Annotated in this window: 23 protein-coding genes; 2 read left to right on the plus strand and 21 right to left on the minus strand. The window is 44.2% G+C overall.

Annotated features, from left to right (window positions below; all coding sequences use genetic code 11):
- Nucleotides 1–405: 405 nt before the first annotated feature.
- Together NLX73_RS24085 and NLX73_RS24090 are read right to left on the minus strand one after the other, a co-directional pair.
- On the minus strand, nt 406–636 hold the full coding sequence (locus NLX73_RS24085) for a hypothetical protein (protein WP_013312131.1): 231 nt from the start codon (nt 634–636) through the stop codon (nt 406–408).
- 192 nt (nt 637–828) lie between these two features.
- Nucleotides 829–1,443, minus strand: a complete 615-nt coding sequence (locus NLX73_RS24090; RefSeq protein WP_254327564.1) for a stage II sporulation protein M — start codon at nt 1,441–1,443, stop codon at nt 829–831.
- Between the two features lie 99 nt (nt 1,444–1,542).
- Here NLX73_RS24090 and pdaB point away from each other — a divergent pair, with 99 nt between their 5' ends.
- Nucleotides 1,543–2,322, plus strand: coding sequence for a polysaccharide deacetylase family sporulation protein PdaB (gene pdaB, locus NLX73_RS24095; protein WP_061831406.1), 780 nt, complete (start codon nt 1,543–1,545; stop codon nt 2,320–2,322).
- 106 nt (nt 2,323–2,428) lie between these two features.
- Nucleotides 2,429–3,175, plus strand: coding sequence for a spore germination lipoprotein GerD (gene gerD, locus NLX73_RS24100; protein WP_254327565.1), 747 nt, complete (start codon nt 2,429–2,431; stop codon nt 3,173–3,175).
- A gap of 35 nt (nt 3,176–3,210) precedes the next feature.
- Here the strand turns inward: gerD and NLX73_RS24105 are convergent, their stop codons facing one another.
- The 19 genes from NLX73_RS24105 to rpmD form a co-directional block, all read right to left on the minus strand.
- Complete coding sequence (locus NLX73_RS24105) at nt 3,211–4,317, minus strand: Mrp/NBP35 family ATP-binding protein (protein WP_254327566.1); 1,107 nt, start codon at nt 4,315–4,317, stop codon at nt 3,211–3,213.
- 59 nt (nt 4,318–4,376) lie between these two features.
- Complete coding sequence (gene cwlD / locus NLX73_RS24110; RefSeq protein ID WP_061831403.1) at nt 4,377–5,153, minus strand: N-acetylmuramoyl-L-alanine amidase CwlD; 777 nt, start codon at nt 5,151–5,153, stop codon at nt 4,377–4,379.
- Nucleotides 5,154–5,221: 68 nt separating this feature from the next.
- The gene (gene sat / locus NLX73_RS24115; RefSeq protein ID WP_254327567.1) at nt 5,222–6,391 is read right to left on the minus strand and encodes a sulfate adenylyltransferase; all 1,170 of its coding nucleotides are present in this window, start codon (nt 6,389–6,391) and stop codon (nt 5,222–5,224) included.
- 53 nt (nt 6,392–6,444) lie between these two features.
- Complete coding sequence (locus tag NLX73_RS24120; RefSeq protein WP_013312138.1) at nt 6,445–7,137, minus strand: phosphoadenylyl-sulfate reductase; 693 nt, start codon at nt 7,135–7,137, stop codon at nt 6,445–6,447.
- Nucleotides 7,138–8,382: 1,245 nt separating this feature from the next.
- Nucleotides 8,383–8,775 carry a 30S ribosomal protein S9 gene (gene rpsI, locus NLX73_RS24125; protein WP_013312140.1) on the minus strand — a complete coding sequence of 131 codons (393 nt, stop codon included), beginning with the start codon at nt 8,773–8,775 and terminating at the stop codon, nt 8,383–8,385.
- 20 nt (nt 8,776–8,795) lie between these two features.
- Nucleotides 8,796–9,233 (minus strand): 50S ribosomal protein L13, encoded by a 438-nt coding sequence (rplM, locus tag NLX73_RS24130; protein WP_013312141.1) that lies wholly within the window; start codon nt 9,231–9,233, stop codon nt 8,796–8,798.
- Nucleotides 9,234–9,416: 183 nt separating this feature from the next.
- The gene (gene truA, locus NLX73_RS24135; protein ID WP_061831400.1) at nt 9,417–10,202 is read right to left on the minus strand and encodes a tRNA pseudouridine(38-40) synthase TruA; all 786 of its coding nucleotides are present in this window, start codon (nt 10,200–10,202) and stop codon (nt 9,417–9,419) included.
- A 151-nt stretch (nt 10,203–10,353) separates the two neighbouring features.
- Entirely contained in the window at nt 10,354–10,719 is a 366-nt protein-coding gene (rplQ, locus tag NLX73_RS24140) for a 50S ribosomal protein L17 (protein ID WP_013312143.1), read from the minus strand.
- A 34-nt stretch (nt 10,720–10,753) separates the two neighbouring features.
- The gene (locus tag NLX73_RS24145) at nt 10,754–11,698 is read right to left on the minus strand and encodes a DNA-directed RNA polymerase subunit alpha (RefSeq protein ID WP_007432558.1); all 945 of its coding nucleotides are present in this window, start codon (nt 11,696–11,698) and stop codon (nt 10,754–10,756) included.
- A 135-nt stretch (nt 11,699–11,833) separates the two neighbouring features.
- Nucleotides 11,834–12,229 carry a 30S ribosomal protein S11 gene (rpsK, locus tag NLX73_RS24150; RefSeq protein WP_013312144.1) on the minus strand — a complete coding sequence of 132 codons (396 nt, stop codon included), beginning with the start codon at nt 12,227–12,229 and terminating at the stop codon, nt 11,834–11,836.
- Nucleotides 12,230–12,248: 19 nt separating this feature from the next.
- Nucleotides 12,249–12,617 (minus strand): 30S ribosomal protein S13, encoded by a 369-nt coding sequence (rpsM, locus tag NLX73_RS24155; RefSeq protein ID WP_007432560.1) that lies wholly within the window; start codon nt 12,615–12,617, stop codon nt 12,249–12,251.
- Nucleotides 12,618–12,638: 21 nt separating this feature from the next.
- Complete coding sequence (gene rpmJ, locus NLX73_RS24160; RefSeq protein WP_003333770.1) at nt 12,639–12,752, minus strand: 50S ribosomal protein L36; 114 nt, start codon at nt 12,750–12,752, stop codon at nt 12,639–12,641.
- A 118-nt stretch (nt 12,753–12,870) separates the two neighbouring features.
- The gene (gene infA / locus NLX73_RS24165; protein WP_006212898.1) at nt 12,871–13,086 is read right to left on the minus strand and encodes a translation initiation factor IF-1; all 216 of its coding nucleotides are present in this window, start codon (nt 13,084–13,086) and stop codon (nt 12,871–12,873) included.
- Nucleotides 13,087–13,088: 2 nt separating this feature from the next.
- Complete coding sequence (locus NLX73_RS24170; RefSeq protein WP_013312145.1) at nt 13,089–13,397, minus strand: KOW domain-containing RNA-binding protein; 309 nt, start codon at nt 13,395–13,397, stop codon at nt 13,089–13,091.
- Between the two features lie 9 nt (nt 13,398–13,406).
- Nucleotides 13,407–13,946, minus strand: coding sequence for a M24 family metallopeptidase (locus tag NLX73_RS24175; protein WP_061831399.1), 540 nt, complete (start codon nt 13,944–13,946; stop codon nt 13,407–13,409).
- Nucleotides 13,947–13,951: 5 nt separating this feature from the next.
- Entirely contained in the window at nt 13,952–14,596 is a 645-nt protein-coding gene (locus NLX73_RS24180; RefSeq protein WP_061831398.1) for an adenylate kinase, read from the minus strand.
- A gap of 90 nt (nt 14,597–14,686) precedes the next feature.
- On the minus strand, nt 14,687–15,985 hold the full coding sequence (gene secY / locus NLX73_RS24185; protein ID WP_061831397.1) for a preprotein translocase subunit SecY: 1,299 nt from the start codon (nt 15,983–15,985) through the stop codon (nt 14,687–14,689).
- A complete protein-coding gene (rplO, locus tag NLX73_RS24190; protein ID WP_013312149.1) occupies nt 15,985–16,425 on the minus strand; it encodes a 50S ribosomal protein L15 in 441 nt (146 codons plus the stop codon). The genes secY and rplO overlap by 1 nt, the downstream gene beginning before the upstream one ends.
- A gap of 43 nt (nt 16,426–16,468) precedes the next feature.
- Nucleotides 16,469–16,654 carry a 50S ribosomal protein L30 gene (rpmD, locus tag NLX73_RS24195; protein WP_013312150.1) on the minus strand — a complete coding sequence of 62 codons (186 nt, stop codon included), beginning with the start codon at nt 16,652–16,654 and terminating at the stop codon, nt 16,469–16,471.
- Nucleotides 16,655–16,660 lie beyond the last annotated feature (6 nt).

Genomic DNA, 16,660 nt, shown 5'->3' on the forward strand with positions numbered 1-16,660 from the left:
TGGTTTATAGAAAGAGCGATAAGCTCATGTTGAAACTGACGAGATAAAATATCTCATTTTCGCTTCCATTTCATACAACCTAATGGCATGTACCAAAATTTCAGCGTTGGATTTTGTAAACAAAATCCATACTCACTCGTTGTTCAGTTTTCAAAGATCAAACTTACATAATATCTCACTTCGTTTCGTCACCGCGTCTCAGTGGCGACCTTTATAATATATCATCTCTTTTTAGAATTTGCAAGAGTTTTTTTAATTTCTTTTTTCGAGCAAATCCTTCAAAAAGGAACGAAAATTAATTTACCATGAATATTGAATAGAGTCAATACTTTTTTTGATATCAGAAAGTATAAGCTTTTTAAAATAGTTTACTTCCTGATATCTCTGATATGTTTTCTAACCTATCTATTGTTTGGTTTGTGGGACTCGCCCTCTGCGAGCATATTTTGATAGCTCCTTGGCGGGTGCAAAACGGGCATACATGCGAAAGACTGTTTTATATCGAAGTGCGATTGCGTAGCGAATATCTTGATCCAATCGAGTATCGCTCATATCAAGCAGCATTTCATCTAGCTCCTTACGAAGAACGTAGTCAAGTTCCTTGCATTCTTTTTCGTTAAACAGCATTCCCAACATATGACCATACTCCCTTATCAGCAGATTATATAGTACTTATATTCGCTCAACTATTGTTCCAATCTTTACCTGTTTTTAAACTCAACTGCTAAGGTTTCAAACTTACCCCGATTAATCTTCAGCTTCTCTTTAGGCTCTCCCCTTTGTTATGTTCAATTTTCAGGAAATATATAAATAATTGGCCATAATATTTTATTGTGACAATAAACGATAAGTTATGCCACTCTCAATAGCAGCTGCTATAAGCAGTAAGATGACGGACCATAGGGACACTCTCAACGTTTGTTTCATAAATACATTCCACGATGGGCCAGTTCCTTTGCGCTTTAGCCCTATGCTTTTACCTATAGTAGACATTATGTTGATTCCAAACTTCAATCCGAAGGCACAGGCGATAATCAAAACAGGCAGTTCAATCACACCGTGAGGCAGTAACCCTTTGACAACAACTTCATACACACTTCTTCCCATATCTGTCTGCAAGTGTACTACAAACCCTAAAACCATACCGTTCACAATTAAAAATATAAACGGTACGATTCCAAATACAGCCCCCATAAATATAACCAGCACACATTTAATTGCATTATTGAAAAAGATGAATACAAAAAAACTCCATTGTGGATGCTCAGAATTCTGCAAGTGCTGCGCTACTTCTCCCAGCCCCTCCATTTGTTGCGCCAGCATGGATTGAATAGTGCCTGTACTTAACCAGCCCACCATAATACTTGTGCAGAAAAGAAATGCAGAGATTAAAATTAACCGTCTTGTCATGTGTAAATCGTGAAAAAATGCGTTTAGTCCCATTTTGATAATTCCTCCTATTAGCCCAATGGAATAATTGACAACCCCTGGCATAGCTTTAAGTAAACAAGCACTTCTAGGATGAAAGGGGCGTTATTAACCATGAATTCTTTTTTTTATGTATTAAACGGTAAAAAAATCAAACGATTCTTAATCGTAATGGCTGCAGCCATCTTTACTGTCGGAGTCATTTATGTAGAAACCGATAATGTTACAGTTTTTTCCGAGGAAGCACCAACCGCTATTTATAGTGTGCCCACGGACAAAAAGTTGATCGCTCTCACCTTTGATATTAGTTGGGGCGATAAGCGTACTGCCCCCATCTTAAAAGTCCTTGAAGATAAAAAAGTGACCAAGTCTACCTTTTTTCTTTCTGCCCCTTGGAGTAAAACACATCCGGAACTTGTGAATCAGATTAAAGAAAGCGGATTTGAGATCGGCAGTCATGGCCATAAACACGAAAATTACAGCAGCTTAAGCGATGAAGATATTCGTAAGCAGATTTCAATTGCTCATACCACATTAACCGAACTGACGGGACAGTCCCCGAAGTTGATCCGTATGCCTAATGGCGACTTTGATAAAAGAGTCCTTCAGGTTGCCGGCACTTTAGGCTACAAAACCATTCAGTGGGATACAGATTCCCTGGACTGGAAAAACCCTGGTACTCAGGTCATAATCGACCGTGTTGTAAATAAAGCGCATCCTGGCGATATCGTCCTTCTGCATGCCAGTGATTCCTGTAAACAAACGCATGAAGCCCTGCCGGTCATTATCGACAAGTTGCGAGCACAAGGCTATGAATTTGTGACTGTATCTGAACTGCTTCAACAGGGTACAGTAAAAGGCAAAGAGGTACGCGATCAGGCACTGGGTCTTTAAGGAGTTATTTTACATCGTTCTCATCTAAAAACCAAAAGCAAATCGACATATTTCTCCCCATTCATCCGCATACTATCCACATTCATGATGAAGGAGGAATACGGCCATGAATTGGACTCGTTTGCGATTTGTTAGCACGGTATGCGTACTGGGCGTTGCACTGAGTGGATGCGGCTCGGATCAGGGTTCTGCGCCCCCCCAGAACAGTTATAAAGAGATGAAAACGATGGTTGTCGATATCCTGAAAAGCGATGACGGAAAAAAAGCGGTAGAGGAGGCTTTAACCGGGGAAAACAGTTCATCCAAAGAAGGACAATCCGGTCAAAGCAGTGAAGAGGGTGGGTCTGGTGGTGGATCTGGTGGTAGCATGGGAATGAAAATGCTTATGCCCATGCAATCGGCTGAACAGATGAAGATCGCAGTCAAAGATACTTTGGTATCACCTGAATATAAAAAAGAAATCGAAAAGATTATGACTGATCCGCGTTTTGCCGGAGAATTTGCCAAAGCCATCAACAGCCAAAGCAAACAGCTTCATATGCAACTTATAAAAGACCCTTCTTATCAAAAATCAATTGAAGCAATGCTCAAGTCACCAGAATTAACCAAAATGTATATGGACTTAACTAAAACCCCTGAATATCGCAAACAATCTATGACAGTCATGCATGATGCCATGCAAAATCCGATTTTCCGACTTGAGGTTATGAATTTACTTAAAACCGTCGTACAAGAGGAGCTTCAACCCAAGGTTGAGAAAAAAAGTGGTGAGCAAAGCGGTGCAGGCGGCGATAAGCAAGGTGGTGGAGGTAGCGAAGGTGGGGGCGAAGGAGAACAAGGAGGAAGCCAATAATAAAAAGGCTGGTTTAATAAACCAGCCTTTTTTCTTTATTCAGATTCCGTGTGCAAGATCGTAATCTGAGCAGCAATATCATTGTAAATGGTCCCCGTGGCAGACTCAGATTTATATACAGATGGAGAAAAGTCGGTCTCTGACGGATGGTTATCTGGAATACCCAGCGGAATTTGAGCAAGAAGTTTTGTATGAAGAGTGTCTGCCAGCATAGCCCCCCCTCCTCGCCCAAAAACATAGTCCTTTTCTCCAGTGGAGGACACATAATAAGACATGTTCTCCACAACGCCGATGACCTTATGATCCGTTTGAAGCGCCATTGCGCCTGCACGTGCAGCTACAAAAGCCGCCGTCGCATGTGGAGTAGTGACAATGATTTCTTCACTCTGCGGAATCATTTGATGTACGTCAAGCGCTACATCGCCAGTGCCTGGTGGTAAATCGAGAATCATATAGTCCAGTTTTCCCCATTCGACATCACTAAAAAACTGTCTGAGCATTCTCCCCAGCATGGGACCTCTCCAGATCACCGGGTTGTTTTCTCTAACAAAGAAGCCCATAGACATGATTTTGATACCAAATCGCTCCACTGGCTGAATGATACCATCTTCGACAGTAGGCACATCTTCTACTCCAATCATATCCGGCACACTGAATCCATAGATATCCGCATCAATCAAACCCACACGCTTCCCCTGTCTAGCTAAAGCAGCCGCCAAATTTACAGCTACTGTCGATTTTCCGACACCACCTTTTCCGCTTGCAATGGCAATAAATCGTACGCCAGATGCTGGGCTAAGCAGCTCATGTTCTTCCATGCCAACAGCATGTCCTTTGGTCAAAACCGGGTCAGCCGCTTCCTCGGCCTCCTCTCCATTTTGAAGGGCAGACTTTTCATGCTCAGATGCCTCACGAATACGAATATGAACGTGACTTAATCCCGCTTCTTCTAATGTCTGCCGTATTTCTCGTTCCAACTCTGTCAGCGTCTCTTCCTGGCTATTCAGGGTAATGGCGGTCAAGGATACCCGATCCTCTTTAACCACCACATCCCGAATAAAATGGAGATCGACTAGGCGGCGTCCTGTATGAGGCTCCCGCACTTGTTGAAGTAGCTCTATAACTTGCTCTCTTGATTGCATGAATTATCAGCACCTCTGCTTTAATGAATTACGGAGTGGTAAACACTTACAGTATACCACTATCTGGCTTCAGGTGCTGGTGAGATCCCCTTTTCCCCGGCACTGTAACGCAAAATCCCCTTATATATGGACGCCGCCACCTGCCTTTGATAGTTCACGTCGCTAAGTCGTCTAGCTTCCTCAGGATGGGACAAAAATCCTACTTCTACAAGGGCTGATGGCATTTTGAGAGCTTTCAATAAATAAACTGTGTTCACGGTCTTAGCCACTCTGTCCGTATTTTCCAAGTTGCGTTTGATCTCTTCCTGAATTAAAGACGCCAAATTCCCGTTATCTGCATGGTTAGGTACGTAAAAGGTTTGGGCTCCACTCCAACGGCTCGACGGAATACTGTTCATATGGATACTTAGAAAGAGGTCTGCTTTCTGCTCCTCAATTATACGCACACGCTGCTTCAAATCCTCCGTTTTTCTTCTGGAATAACCTTTCGTTTCTTGCTGCGCCAGGTCGCGGTCATCCTCACGTGTCATGACAACAACAGCACCTGCTTGCTGTAAATAATCCCGCAAATAAAAAGCGATTGCCAGATTAATATCCTTTTCTATAATCCCTTCTTTGCTAACCGCCCCTCCATCAGGCCCTCCGTGTCCAGCATCTAGGGCAATTACTTTACCAGTAAGGGGTAAACTCCAATGGGTCCAAGCTCTCGAAGCAGGTATCTCATATAATGCCAGTGTAATAAATAGAACGGCGAGACAACAGCCCAACAGCATTTTTTGCAACGTCCGATAGCGAATCCACAGTGTAACCTCGTTTTTACGATTATTTTTTTGCATAACAAAACGCCTCCGTCCTATACAGATACTAATAATCTATATGGGACGAGGCGTGTAGATAGTACAACTCAGGCATGAACAAATTCTTTCATACCTTCAATCAGCACTTGAGCAACTTCCGGTCGTGTAAATTCAGGTGGCGGGCAAACCCCAGAGCGCAACAATTCCCGTACCTTGGTGCCCGAGAGCGTTAAATGATGCTCCTTGGGATGTGGGCATGTTTTATTTGAGGCCATATTTCCACATCGGGTGCAATAAAAGCTGTGTTCAAAGAATAATGGAGTAATTCCCAGCTCTTCAGGTGTAAAGTGCCTGAAAATTTCCTGTGCTTCGTAGGTACCATAATAGTCTCCTACACCAGCATGATCCCTTCCAACAATAAAATGGGTGCAGCCATAGTTCTTTCGCACAATAGCATGGAAAATGGCCTCTCTAGGACCCGCGTATCGCATGGCAGCAGGAAATACCCCCAGAAAAGTCCGATCAGCCGGATAATAATTGTCCAACAGCACCAGATAGCTCTTCATACGCACATCTGCCGGAACGTCATCTGACTTGGTTTCACCAACGAGTGGGTTTAGAAACAAAGCATCCACAATCTCCATTGCGCTTTTTTGAATGTACTCATGTGCCCGGTGTACCGGATTTCGTGTTTGAAATCCGACTACTGTTTTCCAGCCTTTTTCTGCAAAATAGTCGCGTGTCTGTGATGGTGTATAGTAAAACTCACTAAATTGTGTGGGCTCCGGCCGATTCAGCACTTGCACAGATCCACCAACATACGTAGCAGGTCGATCTAACAGTTTTTTTACGCCAGGATGAGCCGGGTCATCCGTCTTGAATACTTGTCTGGCTTCCTCAGCCTGATCTACCTGATAAATACTTTCAATATCAAGTACAGCATAAATAGTACCATCTGTTTCACCCACCAAAGCCACCTGCTGACCTAATTTCAATTCACTGGCTACACTTTCTGCAACTGCAAGAGTAATGGGAATACTCCAGACTGTACCATCGGCAAGACGCATATCTGTTACCACTGACCGATAATCAGATTCATTCATAAACCCCGTCAAAGGAGAGAATGCCCCCACTCCAATCAAATCCAGATCAGAAATGGTCCATGAGTTTACACGGATTGGGAACAATTCCTCTGCGGCCTGCAAAAGTGCTTTTTGCTTCGGTCCTGTAATGATTTTATCAACAAGTGTTCCGCCATGCGGAAGAATTGCAGTCATAATGCACTTCCCTTCTCTTCATAAATATGACTCATAGCTACCTGAATACCATTTTATTGATGGAGCCCACACTCCGTTTTCTCATTGCCTGACCAGCGACCTGCACGAGGATCTTCACCTGGTAGGACCTCACGGGTACATTGCTCACAACCAATACTGGGATAATTGCGATCATGCAATGGATTATACAGCACTTCATGAGTACGGATATAGTTCCATACATCCTCGGATGTCCAGCTTGCCAAGGGGTTAAATTTAACGAGTCCAAACTTTTCGTCGTACTCTACCTTTTTTGAATTCGCACGGGTAGGGGCCTGATCCCGGCGAATACCGGTAATCCATGCATCGTATTGTGACAAAATACGTGTCAGCGGCTCAACTTTGCGTATACCACAACATGTGTTTGGATCTGTTTTCCACAGTTCCTCTCCATGCTCAGCCGCTTGCTCTTCAGGAGTAATTAAGGGAGAGACCCTAACAAAATCCAAGTTATATCTGGCTTTCATCTGATCTCGCGTATCATAAGTTTCTTGAAAATGAAAGTCGGTGTCCAAGTAAAAAATGTCGGTGGAAGGGCTAATTTTTTGAAGCATATCTACTAGTACTACATCTTCTGCTCCGAAGCTACAAGCAAAGGTAAGATTGGGAAATGTAAGAACAGCATACTGGATAATTTCCTCTGGCGTAGCCTCTTCCAGTTCAATTGCCTTGACTCTAATCAACGCTTCTTTCTCCAATAAATTCATTATCAATGCGCCTCCATATGAAGATTCATAAATAAGTGTCACTCCAATACCGACTAAACTAATAAGATTAAATACAGTATAAAACTTTCACAATCATTGTCAATCCACGGCAAAATGTCCTGATGCAAGCATTTATCCACCTAAATTTGCAGGAATGTTGCTCTGTCAGCATTCTTTAATGCTTTCTTGCGTATCTAATCAAGTTCATTGACTTTATATAAAATATTCTTATACCAAACATTTGAAAATGGCCCATAGGCCCAGTGCGCGGCAGCCATCGGTAATGCTGAACAGCTTTGGGTTGCTTTGATCAAGCAAGAACCATTTATAGAAGAAAGCAAGCATCGTTTCTGAATCTAAGATTATCGAAGGATGCTAACCGAGGGAATTGAAAATGACTTTAGGTTTCACTATACTATTCTGGAGCTCTGGCGACAGCGATGCCTTCATTCTGAAAATTATAAAAGGAATGACTGCGCGCTGAACTCTTAGTATACCTCTATTCAATCCTAAAGCGCTCGTAGCGGCAATTCCCAAGGAATTGATCACTGAACACAAGCAAGACTCTTATCGCTACTGGAAGCCTATTTAAAGCCTGTCATCAATGAAGGGCGATTTTATGAGGGTAGACAGTCGGACAATACACGGGCTCCCGGTTATAGTTTGGAGCGATTGCTGTGTAGACTATTTCTATTACCAGTAACATGTACATCGCCGTTGCAATTGCAGTAGCCTAGGAAGCGGACACTGCTAGGCTAAGGACCGTCCTTCTGCTCCGTTCACACAAATAAAAAGGGGTATTCCTTGCCGTATCCCTAGCTACGCCCAAAACAGCTGTACAAGAGGCATAGACAGTGCCAGCCAGAACATATCAAGGAGGACTTTACATAAACAAGTGAAAGCAAAGTATCCTCGTGAAACAGCACTTAGCAGAGAATATTAAGATGAGGCTATATTGAATAGCCGAACATTATATTTTTAGTCACAGGTTATAAACATTACAGAATAAACTGCGTTGAAATAGCAAACTGTATTTGTGTATAACAATATCATCTTCAATTCCATCGTGGATAACTTTTCGTATTCCGTGCATTTGCATGCAGTTATTTATGTATTCGCTGAAACATGCTGAAGCTTGTAACTTTTAGAGTAGGTCTACTTATCCACATGTGGATAATGATCAGGAAATGACTAAATAAAAAAGAACCCTTTCCATAAGGAAAAGGTTCTTCTGTATTCGAAATATTAACGTTTCGAGAACTGTGGTGCACGACGAGCGGCTTTGAGGCCGTATTTTTTACGTTCTTTCATACGTGGGTCACGAGTCAAGAAGCCTGCTTTTTTCAAAGCTGGACGGAATTCCGGATCTGCTTTCAACAGAGCACGGGAAATACCGTGGCGAATTGCGCCGGCTTGACCAGAGATACCACCACCATGAGCGATAACGAGTACGTCATAGCTGCCAACTGTTTCTGTCAGGTTCAGTGGTTGTTTTACGATCAGTTTGAGTGTTTCCAAACCGAAATATTCATTAATATCACGCTTATTGATGACAATGCGTCCTTCACCCGGTACGAGACGAACACGAGCTACCGAATGTTTACGACGACCTGTCCCATAGTATTGTACTTGTGCCATGAAACTGTCCTCCCTTTTAATTATCCGCGAAGTTCGTAAACTTCAGGTTTTTGTGCTGCATGTGGATGCTCAGTGCCTCTGTAAGCTTTAAGTCTCAGCTTCATTTTCTCGCCTTGACGAGTTTTAGGAAGCATACCGTGAACAGCCAATTCCAACATACGCTCAGGCTTGTTCTTAACCATTTCTTGTGCAACCGTTACTTTCAGACCACCCGGATGCAGGGAGTGACGGTAGTATTTCTTGTTCTCCATTTTTTTACCGGTCAATACGATTTTTTCCGCATTGATTACAACAACAAAATCACCTGTGTCCACATGTGGTGTAAATTGTGGCTTGTGTTTGCCGCGAATCAACGCAGCCGCTTCGCTTGCCAGACGGCCGAGCGTTTTGCCTTCGGCATCAATGATGTGCCAGTTGCGCTCAACTTCATTTGGCTTCGCCATATACGTAGTACGCATGAAAAGTATCCTCCTTAAGTTCGTTAACAGAAATCATCATTTATCTTCGTTCGTTAAGTTGCTGCATTATTGATGGATTAGATGTTAATTTAAAGTGATTATCTTAATTGGGGCTGTGGGAAAGCCATTAAGAAAACACAACTTTTATATTACAGGATAACCATCAATTCCGCAAGGGTAAAATCAATGTTTTTTGATGTTTTCGTCGTACTCTACATTCCAGAGCGTTAAAGCGTGTCCAACGGCCGTAGGTCCAGCCTTTGAACGATTTTTCGCCTCCAAAATGGAAGGAATATCATCCGACGATTTTTTGCCTTCTCCCACTTCCAGCAAAGTACCCATAATAATCCGAACCATGTGCTGTAAAAATCCGCTACCTGTAATATAAGTATGGATAATTCCCTGATCATCCGAGCCCGGACGTGAAAAGGAATGGTCTACTGTCATATAGGCTTCGTAAATAGTGCGAACATGATTCGTCTTTTGGGAACGTCGAGATGCGAACGAAGTATAGTCAAAGGTGCCCACTAAATGAGCCAACCCTTCCTCCATCGCTCTTACATCCAGTCTCGTTGGATGATGGGCCTGTGTACGACGGTGAAAGATGTCCGGAAACCGGTTCGCATTAATGCTGTACCGATATGTCTTCCGCTTCGCCATGCGGCGTGCATGAAAGGACAGTGGCACCTCTCTCGCATCCGTAACGATGATATCACGAGGCAACCAGGCATTAAGTGCCAGACACCAGCGCTGTAACGGAATCGGCGATTCAGTGTGAAAATTGAATACCTGCCCGTATGCATGTACACCTGCATCTGTACGGCCTGAGCCTGTAATTTTAAGACGCTCGCCCGTCAATGAGTAAATAGCATGTTCAAGGCAGTCCTGAATGGTGTTACCGTCAGGCTGCGTCTGAAAGCCATCATAGTGGGTTCCGTCATAGTTCACCTTCATGCACAAGTTCCGCATGTTTCTCACACCTTTATAGGGGTAGTCTCTGGCCTTACAAGGAATAACCGAACATAACAAAGGAGAAGCCCCTCAAGGACTCCTCCAAGAGAAAAAAAGGGTTGTTCAGAATCAAGCCGATTCTGTCCACCCTTCCCTCATCTTCGCCTGTCTACGCGCGGTCAACCAATTCCAGATATACCATTGGAGCGGCGTCGCCACGACGAGGTCCCAATTTCAAGATACGAGTGTATCCACCTGGACGCTCAGTGTAACGTGTAGCCAATTCGCTAAACAGCTTTTGGATTGCATCCTGCTCACCATCCAAAGTTTCACGGCGAACGAACGCAGCCACTTGACGACGTGCGTGCAGATCTCCTTTTTTCGCTTTGGTGATCAGTTTTTCAGCAATAGAACGAACTTCTTTCGCTTTAGCCTCAGTAGTTTGGATACGCTCATACAAGAACAGATCGGTTACCAAATCACGAAACAAAGCTTTACGGGCACTGGAGTTACGGCCCAATTTTTGGTATGCCATGTAATTTCCCCTCCTTCACAAAAACGTTGCTGTACTATTCTTCCGTACGAAGTCCTAAACCAAGTTCCTCAAGCTTCTCTTGTACTTCTTCCAAAGATTTGCGACCCAAGTTACGGACCTTCATCATATCTTCTTCAGATTTAGTCGTGAGTTCTTGTACCGTATTGATACCAGCGCGCTTAAGGCAGTTATAGGAACGGACGGAGAGATCCAGCTCTTCGATCGTCATTTCAAGAACTTTTTCTTTCTTGTCTTCTTCTTTTTCAACCATAATTTCAGCATCTTTTGCCTCGTCCGTGAGACCCACGAACAACATCACATGCTCGGTCAAAATTTTGGCTCCAAGGCTCACTGCTTCCTCGGGACGAATACTTCCGTCAGTCCAAACCTCAAGTGTCAGCTTGTCGTAATTCGTAACCTGGCCGACACGCGTATTTTCTACGCCGTAGTTCACGCGTGCAATCGGAGTGTAGATGGAGTCGACGGGAATGACGCCGATCGGCTGGTCATCACGTTTGTTCCGATCCTGCTTAACGTAACCGCGACCGCGATTGGCAAAAATACGCATGTGAAGTCTCGAACCCGGTCCGAGCGTAGCAATGTGAAGATCAGGATTAAGAATTTCCACATCACTATCCGCACGGATATCTCCTGCCGTTACAACTCCTTCGCCTTCCGCATCGATTTCGAGTACTTTCTCTTCATCCGAGTGGATTTTAAGCGATAAAGCTTTCAAGTTCAGAATGATCTCCGTTACGTCTTCCTTCACACCGGGAACCGTTGCAAACTCGTGCAGAACCCCATCGATCTGAACCGATGTGACTGCTGCCCCCGGTAACGAGGATAACAGAATACGGCGAAGCGAGTTACCCAACGTCGTACCGTATCCGCGTTCCAGCGGTTCTACTACGAATTTTCCATAGGTGCCATCATCATTGACGTCAACCGTCTCAATTTTCGGCTTTTCGATTTCTATCACTGCAATATCCCTCCTTCAAAACGTCGCTCCTATATGAAACATTCACCTTATCCATAGTCTATCATGCAGTATACCTAAACATCCATTCTTGGCAGTTTGTGCCGGATCTATACTACACGCAGAGGAGAAATCTCATTAGACGCGACGACGTTTTGGAGGACGGCATCCGTTATGAGGTACCGGAGTTACGTCTTTAATCAGGTTAACTTCCAAACCAGCAGCTTGCAAAGAGCGAATTGCTGCTTCGCGACCTGCACCAGGTCCTTTAACCATGACTTCGACAGTTTTCATGCCGTGTTCCATAGCAGCTTTAGCAGCAGTTTCTGCGGCCATTTGTGCTGCGAATGGAGTAGATTTACGGGAACCACGGAATCCCATGCCGCCTGAGCTGGCCCAAGAGATTGCGTTACCGTGTGGATCTGTGATCGTAACGATCGTGTTGTTGAACGTGGAACGGATGTGTGCCACGCCAGTCTCGATATTTTTACGGTCACGGCGTTTTGTACGTACAACTTTTTTCGGTTTAGCCATTGAATGTTATCCTCCCTTCTTATTTCTTTTTGTTCGCTACAGTCCGACGAGGACCTTTACGGGTACGAGCATTAGTTTTAGTACGTTGTCCGCGAACAGGCAATCCACGACGGTGACGAACACCACGGTAGCAGCCAATCTCAGTCAGACGTTTAATATTCAAGGAAATTTCACGACGCAGATCGCCTTCTACTTTAACTTCTTTGTCGATCGTTTCACGTAATTTGCTCACTTCATCTTCAGTCAAATCACGAACACGCGTGTTTGCACTGATGCCTGTTTCCTTCAAGATTTTCTGAGAAGTCGTTTTACCGATTCCGAAAATGTAAGTCAAGGCGATCTCAACGCGTTTGTCACGTGGCAAATCCACACCAGCTATACGAGCCATTTTACGCTACACCCCCTTCTATTAACCTTGTTTTTGTTTGTGTTTCGGATTTTCGCAAATAACCATTACATTCCCTTTGCGGCGAATGACTTTGCATTTTTCGCAAATAGGTTTTACAGAAGGTCTTACCTTCATGTTGATTACCTCCTCCAAGCTTTACCCTGGTAAAACTCGCTTCGTGAACATTCACATCGTTTTGCCGAGCAAAACAAGTTTTTTTAAATGACATACGTTTAATAAAAACCTGCATGAATTACTTGCGGTACGTTATACGGCCTTTGGTTAAATCGTAAGGCGATAACTGTACAACCACCTTGTCGCCTGTCAAAATACGGATAAAGTGCATCCGCAGCTTTCCGGAAACATGAGCAAGAATTTGATGACCGTTCTCCAGCTCTACCTTGAACGTAGCGTTCGGTAGTGGCTCGATTACCGTACCTTCAACCTCAATGACATCTTCTTTGGCCAAAGTCAGTCTCCTTTCTCTTCAGCTTGGTATTCGGACGAGTCCAGGAAAGTTTTCACTGCATGGCGCAGCTTTCCGTTCGTCACCCGACCGCTTTCGTTTAAACTGTTTACAATCTCGCTACTAATCTTTGGCTGAGGCACCAAATGAAGAACATTTTTCTTCTTCGCTTGATCAAACTTTCGTTTATCCCCATCCGCAATATATACAAACCTGCTATCTGCTACTGAAACGACAACCGCAATCTGTCCGGCACCTCTGCCCTTCAGAATCTTCACCAGCTGACCGATTTGCAGGTTTCCTTGCTGAATCATTCCAATCACCTACGCACTCAGTTTCGTGAAAATGTCCATGCCGCCCGTTTCGCACGTCACCGCTTGCTCGTTATGAGCACATGAGGTTACGTTCATCGTAACGACCGTCCAGTTGTCTTCCAGCGTCCCTACATGGTGAGAACCTATCTGAATCATAGATTCAATAGCCAGCCCAATGCCGGTTTTCAGCCTCGGCCCCTGCTCAGGAATACCACGGTTTGGATTCTCAATATATTGCCGAATGGCATGCGACATTGTAAACTGGCGAGTTTTCGCGATGATATCGCCTTTGTTTAACTTGCGTTTGCCGGGAAATCCGTGCACCAGTTGTTCGTTGACTGAAGCGCAAATGCTAGCAGGAAAACCGTTATAACCTTTAAAAGACGGCACAGCTCCCTGACTGCGAATATACCGATCAGCTAAATGATCAAGTTCACCGGTCGTAATACCGGGCTCGATGTGTCCTGCCAAGAGATGATCCGTCTCCGTATCTATTCTCTTAGCTTTCCTCATTAAGCTTGATTCCGTCCCCGACTTGCAAATGATCATTACAGCTAACCCCGCAACAAGGACACGATATTTTGGGAAACCACATCAATATCCTGTTCTCCGTCAATATGACGCAGAAGATTCTGGTTCTCATAAAACGTGAGGAGTGGTGCTGTTTTATTACTATATTCTTCAAGTCGTGTTCTTACGCTATCTTCATTATCGTCAGGACGCTGATAGAGTTCCCCACCGTCTTTATCGCAAATGCCTTCAACCTTAGGAGGATTAAAGACAATATGATAGCTAGTTCCGCAGCTTTTACAAACCCGCCGTCCTGTGATTCGTGCCAACAAGTTGTCACTATCCACTTTCAAGTTGATGACGTCATCTAGCTTCGTATTCAACCGACCCAAAATTTGATCCAAGGCTTCAGCTTGAGCCAAAGTTCTTGGAAAACCGTCCAGCAAGAACCCTTTCTTGCAATCTGGCTGTTGTAGCCGTTCTTCAACGATACCGATTGTTACGTCATCCGGAACAAGTTCACCCTTGTCGATATATTCTTTAGCTTTAATGCCAATAGGTGTTCCCTGTTTCATCGCTAGGCGAAAAGCATCACCTGTCGAGATATGAGGAATGCCGAATTCCTTCACAATGACATCTGCTTGTGTACCTTTACCAGCCCCCGGAGGGCCCATGATCAAAATATTCACAATCTGTCACTCCTCAAGACGACCCCTACACAAGAAACAGCACAAAAGGTGCCGGTAAGCATGCGAACATCCTAAGCCGGTACCTATTGCCTATTTGTTGATGAAGCCTTTGTAATGGCGTTTGATCAGTTGGCTTTCGATTTGCTTCATTGTATCCAATGCTACACCAATGATGATGAGCAATGAAGTACCGCCAATTTGCACGGAACGAGGCAAGCCCGAAAGCGAACCGAAGAATACCGGCAAAACGGATATGACTGCCAGAAACAAAGCTCCTGTCATTGTCAAACGTGACATTACTCGTGTCAAGTATTTCTCCGTGGCCTTACCCGGGCGAATTCCCGGAATATAACCGCCGTTTTTCTTCATATTGTCGGCCATTTGCTGCGGATTCATCTGTACAAAGGTATAGAAGAATGTGAAACCGATAATCATTACGACATACAAAACCATGCCCAGCGGCTTGTCATAGTACAAGTAAGTGGTAATCCACTTAGCCCAAGCATGATCTGCCCAGAAACTCGCAATAATTGTCGGGAATTGCAGCAATGATACCGCAAAGATTACCGGAATAACGCCTGCCGCATTAATTTTCATCGGAATATGCGTATTCTGGCCACCGTACATTTTGTTGCCAACTACACGTTTCGCGTATTGTACCGGGATTTTCCGAATACCTTGCTGGATGTAGATAACACCAACAATAATCAGAACAATCACCAGGGCAATTATAATTGCCTTCAGAATATTCATAAACAGCTGATCTGCCTGAATAAACTGAGATTCTACAACCGTCCGAATATGTCTTGGAATACCCGCCGCAATCCCTGCGAAGATAACAATAGAGATACCGTTGCCGATTCCCTTTTCAGTAATTTGCTCACCGAGCCACATAAGGAACGTAGTTCCTGCTGTAAGCACAATGGCAATAACCAGATAATCTGCAAAAGTGGCTCCTGGAATCATCGCTGCACCGTACAGTCGATTAAAGCCAATCGACGTTCCGAATGCTTGAATCAGGCCAAGTATTACCGTACCATAACGCGTAATTTGAGCCAACTTCTTTTTACCATGCTCTCCTTGTTTAGCCCATTCCGCAAGTTTCGGAATCACGTCCATTGACAGCAACTGTACAATGATGGACGCTGTAATATATGGCATAATCCCGAGGGCGAAGATCGAAAACTGATACAATGCGCCCCCTGAGAAGGTGTTAAGGAGTCCAAACAACTCGCTTCCTGCCTGATCCTGAGAAGTAAAGACTTGCTTGTTCACGCCGGGAACCGGCACGAAGGAGCCAATACGATATACAAAGAGTATAAACAGGGTAAACAGGATTCGGGTTCTAAGATCCTCAACCCGCCATATATTTTTCAGGGTCTTGAACATTAGATCACCTCGGTTTTACCGCCGGCAGCTTCAATTTTCTCTACCGCAGATTGAGAGAACTTGTTCGCTTTAACTGTCAACTTCACAGTGATTTCACCGTTACCCAGAATTTTAATTCCGGATTTGGCGTTTTTCACAATGCCATTGTTCAGCAAAAACTCAGGGCTTACTTCTGTACCCGCTGCAAAACTGTTCAAATCTTCGATATTCAAAACCGCATACTCTTTACGAGTAGGATTTACGAAACCGCGTTTAGGCAAGCGACGATACAGTGGGTTTTGACCACCCTCGAAGCCCGGACGTACACCACCGCCGGAACGAGCGTTTTGACCTTTATGACCACGACCAGAAGTTTTACCCGTACCGCTACTAGGACCACGACCCAAACGTTTACGTTCTTTGCGGGAGCCTGGAGCTGGGGAAAGCTCATGTAACTTCATCGTTCGTTGCACCTCCTTGATTATTGTTAAAATACTTTATTTCTTAAGCCTCAATTTCTTTAACAGAAACCAAATGGCTAACTTGATTAATCATCCCGCGAATAGCTGCATTGTCGGGTTGAACTACTTTATGGTTGATTTTACGCAAGCCGAGCGTTTTAACAGTCGTTCTCTGATTACCAGGACGGCCGATCAACGAACGAACGAGGGTAATTTCTAATTTCGCCATGATATT

Source organism: Paenibacillus sp. CH40, assembly GCF_024213605.1.
In the GTDB taxonomy this organism is placed as follows: domain Bacteria; phylum Bacillota; class Bacilli; order Paenibacillales; family Paenibacillaceae; genus Paenibacillus; species Paenibacillus polymyxa_B.

Bases quoted from the DNA above. Each gene is read 5' to 3' on its own strand.
- NLX73_RS24085 (WP_013312131.1), bottom strand. From the start codon at position 636: ATGTTGGGAATGCTGTTTAACGAAAAAGAATGCAAGGAACTTGACTAC.
- NLX73_RS24090 (WP_254327564.1), bottom strand. From the start codon at position 1,443: ATGGGACTAAACGCATTTTTTCACGATTTACACATGACAAGACGGTTA.
- pdaB (WP_061831406.1), top strand. From the start codon at position 1,543: ATGAATTCTTTTTTTTATGTATTAAACGGTAAAAAAATCAAACGATTC.
- gerD (WP_254327565.1), top strand. From the start codon at position 2,429: ATGAATTGGACTCGTTTGCGATTTGTTAGCACGGTATGCGTACTGGGC.
- NLX73_RS24105 (WP_254327566.1), bottom strand. From the start codon at position 4,317: ATGCAATCAAGAGAGCAAGTTATAGAGCTACTTCAACAAGTGCGGGAG.
- cwlD (WP_061831403.1), bottom strand. From the start codon at position 5,153: ATGCAAAAAAATAATCGTAAAAACGAGGTTACACTGTGGATTCGCTAT.
- sat (WP_254327567.1), bottom strand. From the start codon at position 6,391: ATGACTGCAATTCTTCCGCATGGCGGAACACTTGTTGATAAAATCATT.
- NLX73_RS24120 (WP_013312138.1), bottom strand. From the start codon at position 7,137: ATGAATTTATTGGAGAAAGAAGCGTTGATTAGAGTCAAGGCAATTGAA.
- rpsI (WP_013312140.1), bottom strand. From the start codon at position 8,775: ATGGCACAAGTACAATACTATGGGACAGGTCGTCGTAAACATTCGGTA.
- rplM (WP_013312141.1), bottom strand. From the start codon at position 9,233: ATGCGTACTACGTATATGGCGAAGCCAAATGAAGTTGAGCGCAACTGG.
- truA (WP_061831400.1), bottom strand. From the start codon at position 10,202: ATGCGGAACTTGTGCATGAAGGTGAACTATGACGGAACCCACTATGAT.
- rplQ (WP_013312143.1), bottom strand. From the start codon at position 10,719: ATGGCATACCAAAAATTGGGCCGTAACTCCAGTGCCCGTAAAGCTTTG.
- rpsK (WP_013312144.1), bottom strand. From the start codon at position 12,229: ATGGCTAAACCGAAAAAAGTTGTACGTACAAAACGCCGTGACCGTAAA.
- rpsM (WP_007432560.1), bottom strand. From the start codon at position 12,617: ATGGCTCGTATAGCTGGTGTGGATTTGCCACGTGACAAACGCGTTGAG.
- rpmJ (WP_003333770.1), bottom strand. From the start codon at position 12,752: ATGAAGGTAAGACCTTCTGTAAAACCTATTTGCGAAAAATGCAAAGTC.
- NLX73_RS24170 (WP_013312145.1), bottom strand. From the start codon at position 13,397: ATGATTCAGCAAGGAAACCTGCAAATCGGTCAGCTGGTGAAGATTCTG.
- NLX73_RS24175 (WP_061831399.1), bottom strand. From the start codon at position 13,946: ATGATCATTTGCAAGTCGGGGACGGAATCAAGCTTAATGAGGAAAGCT.
- secY (WP_061831397.1), bottom strand. From the start codon at position 15,985: ATGTTCAAGACCCTGAAAAATATATGGCGGGTTGAGGATCTTAGAACC.
- rplO (WP_013312149.1), bottom strand. From the start codon at position 16,425: ATGAAGTTACATGAGCTTTCCCCAGCTCCAGGCTCCCGCAAAGAACGT.
- rpmD (WP_013312150.1), bottom strand. From the start codon at position 16,654: ATGGCGAAATTAGAAATTACCCTCGTTCGTTCGTTGATCGGCCGTCCT.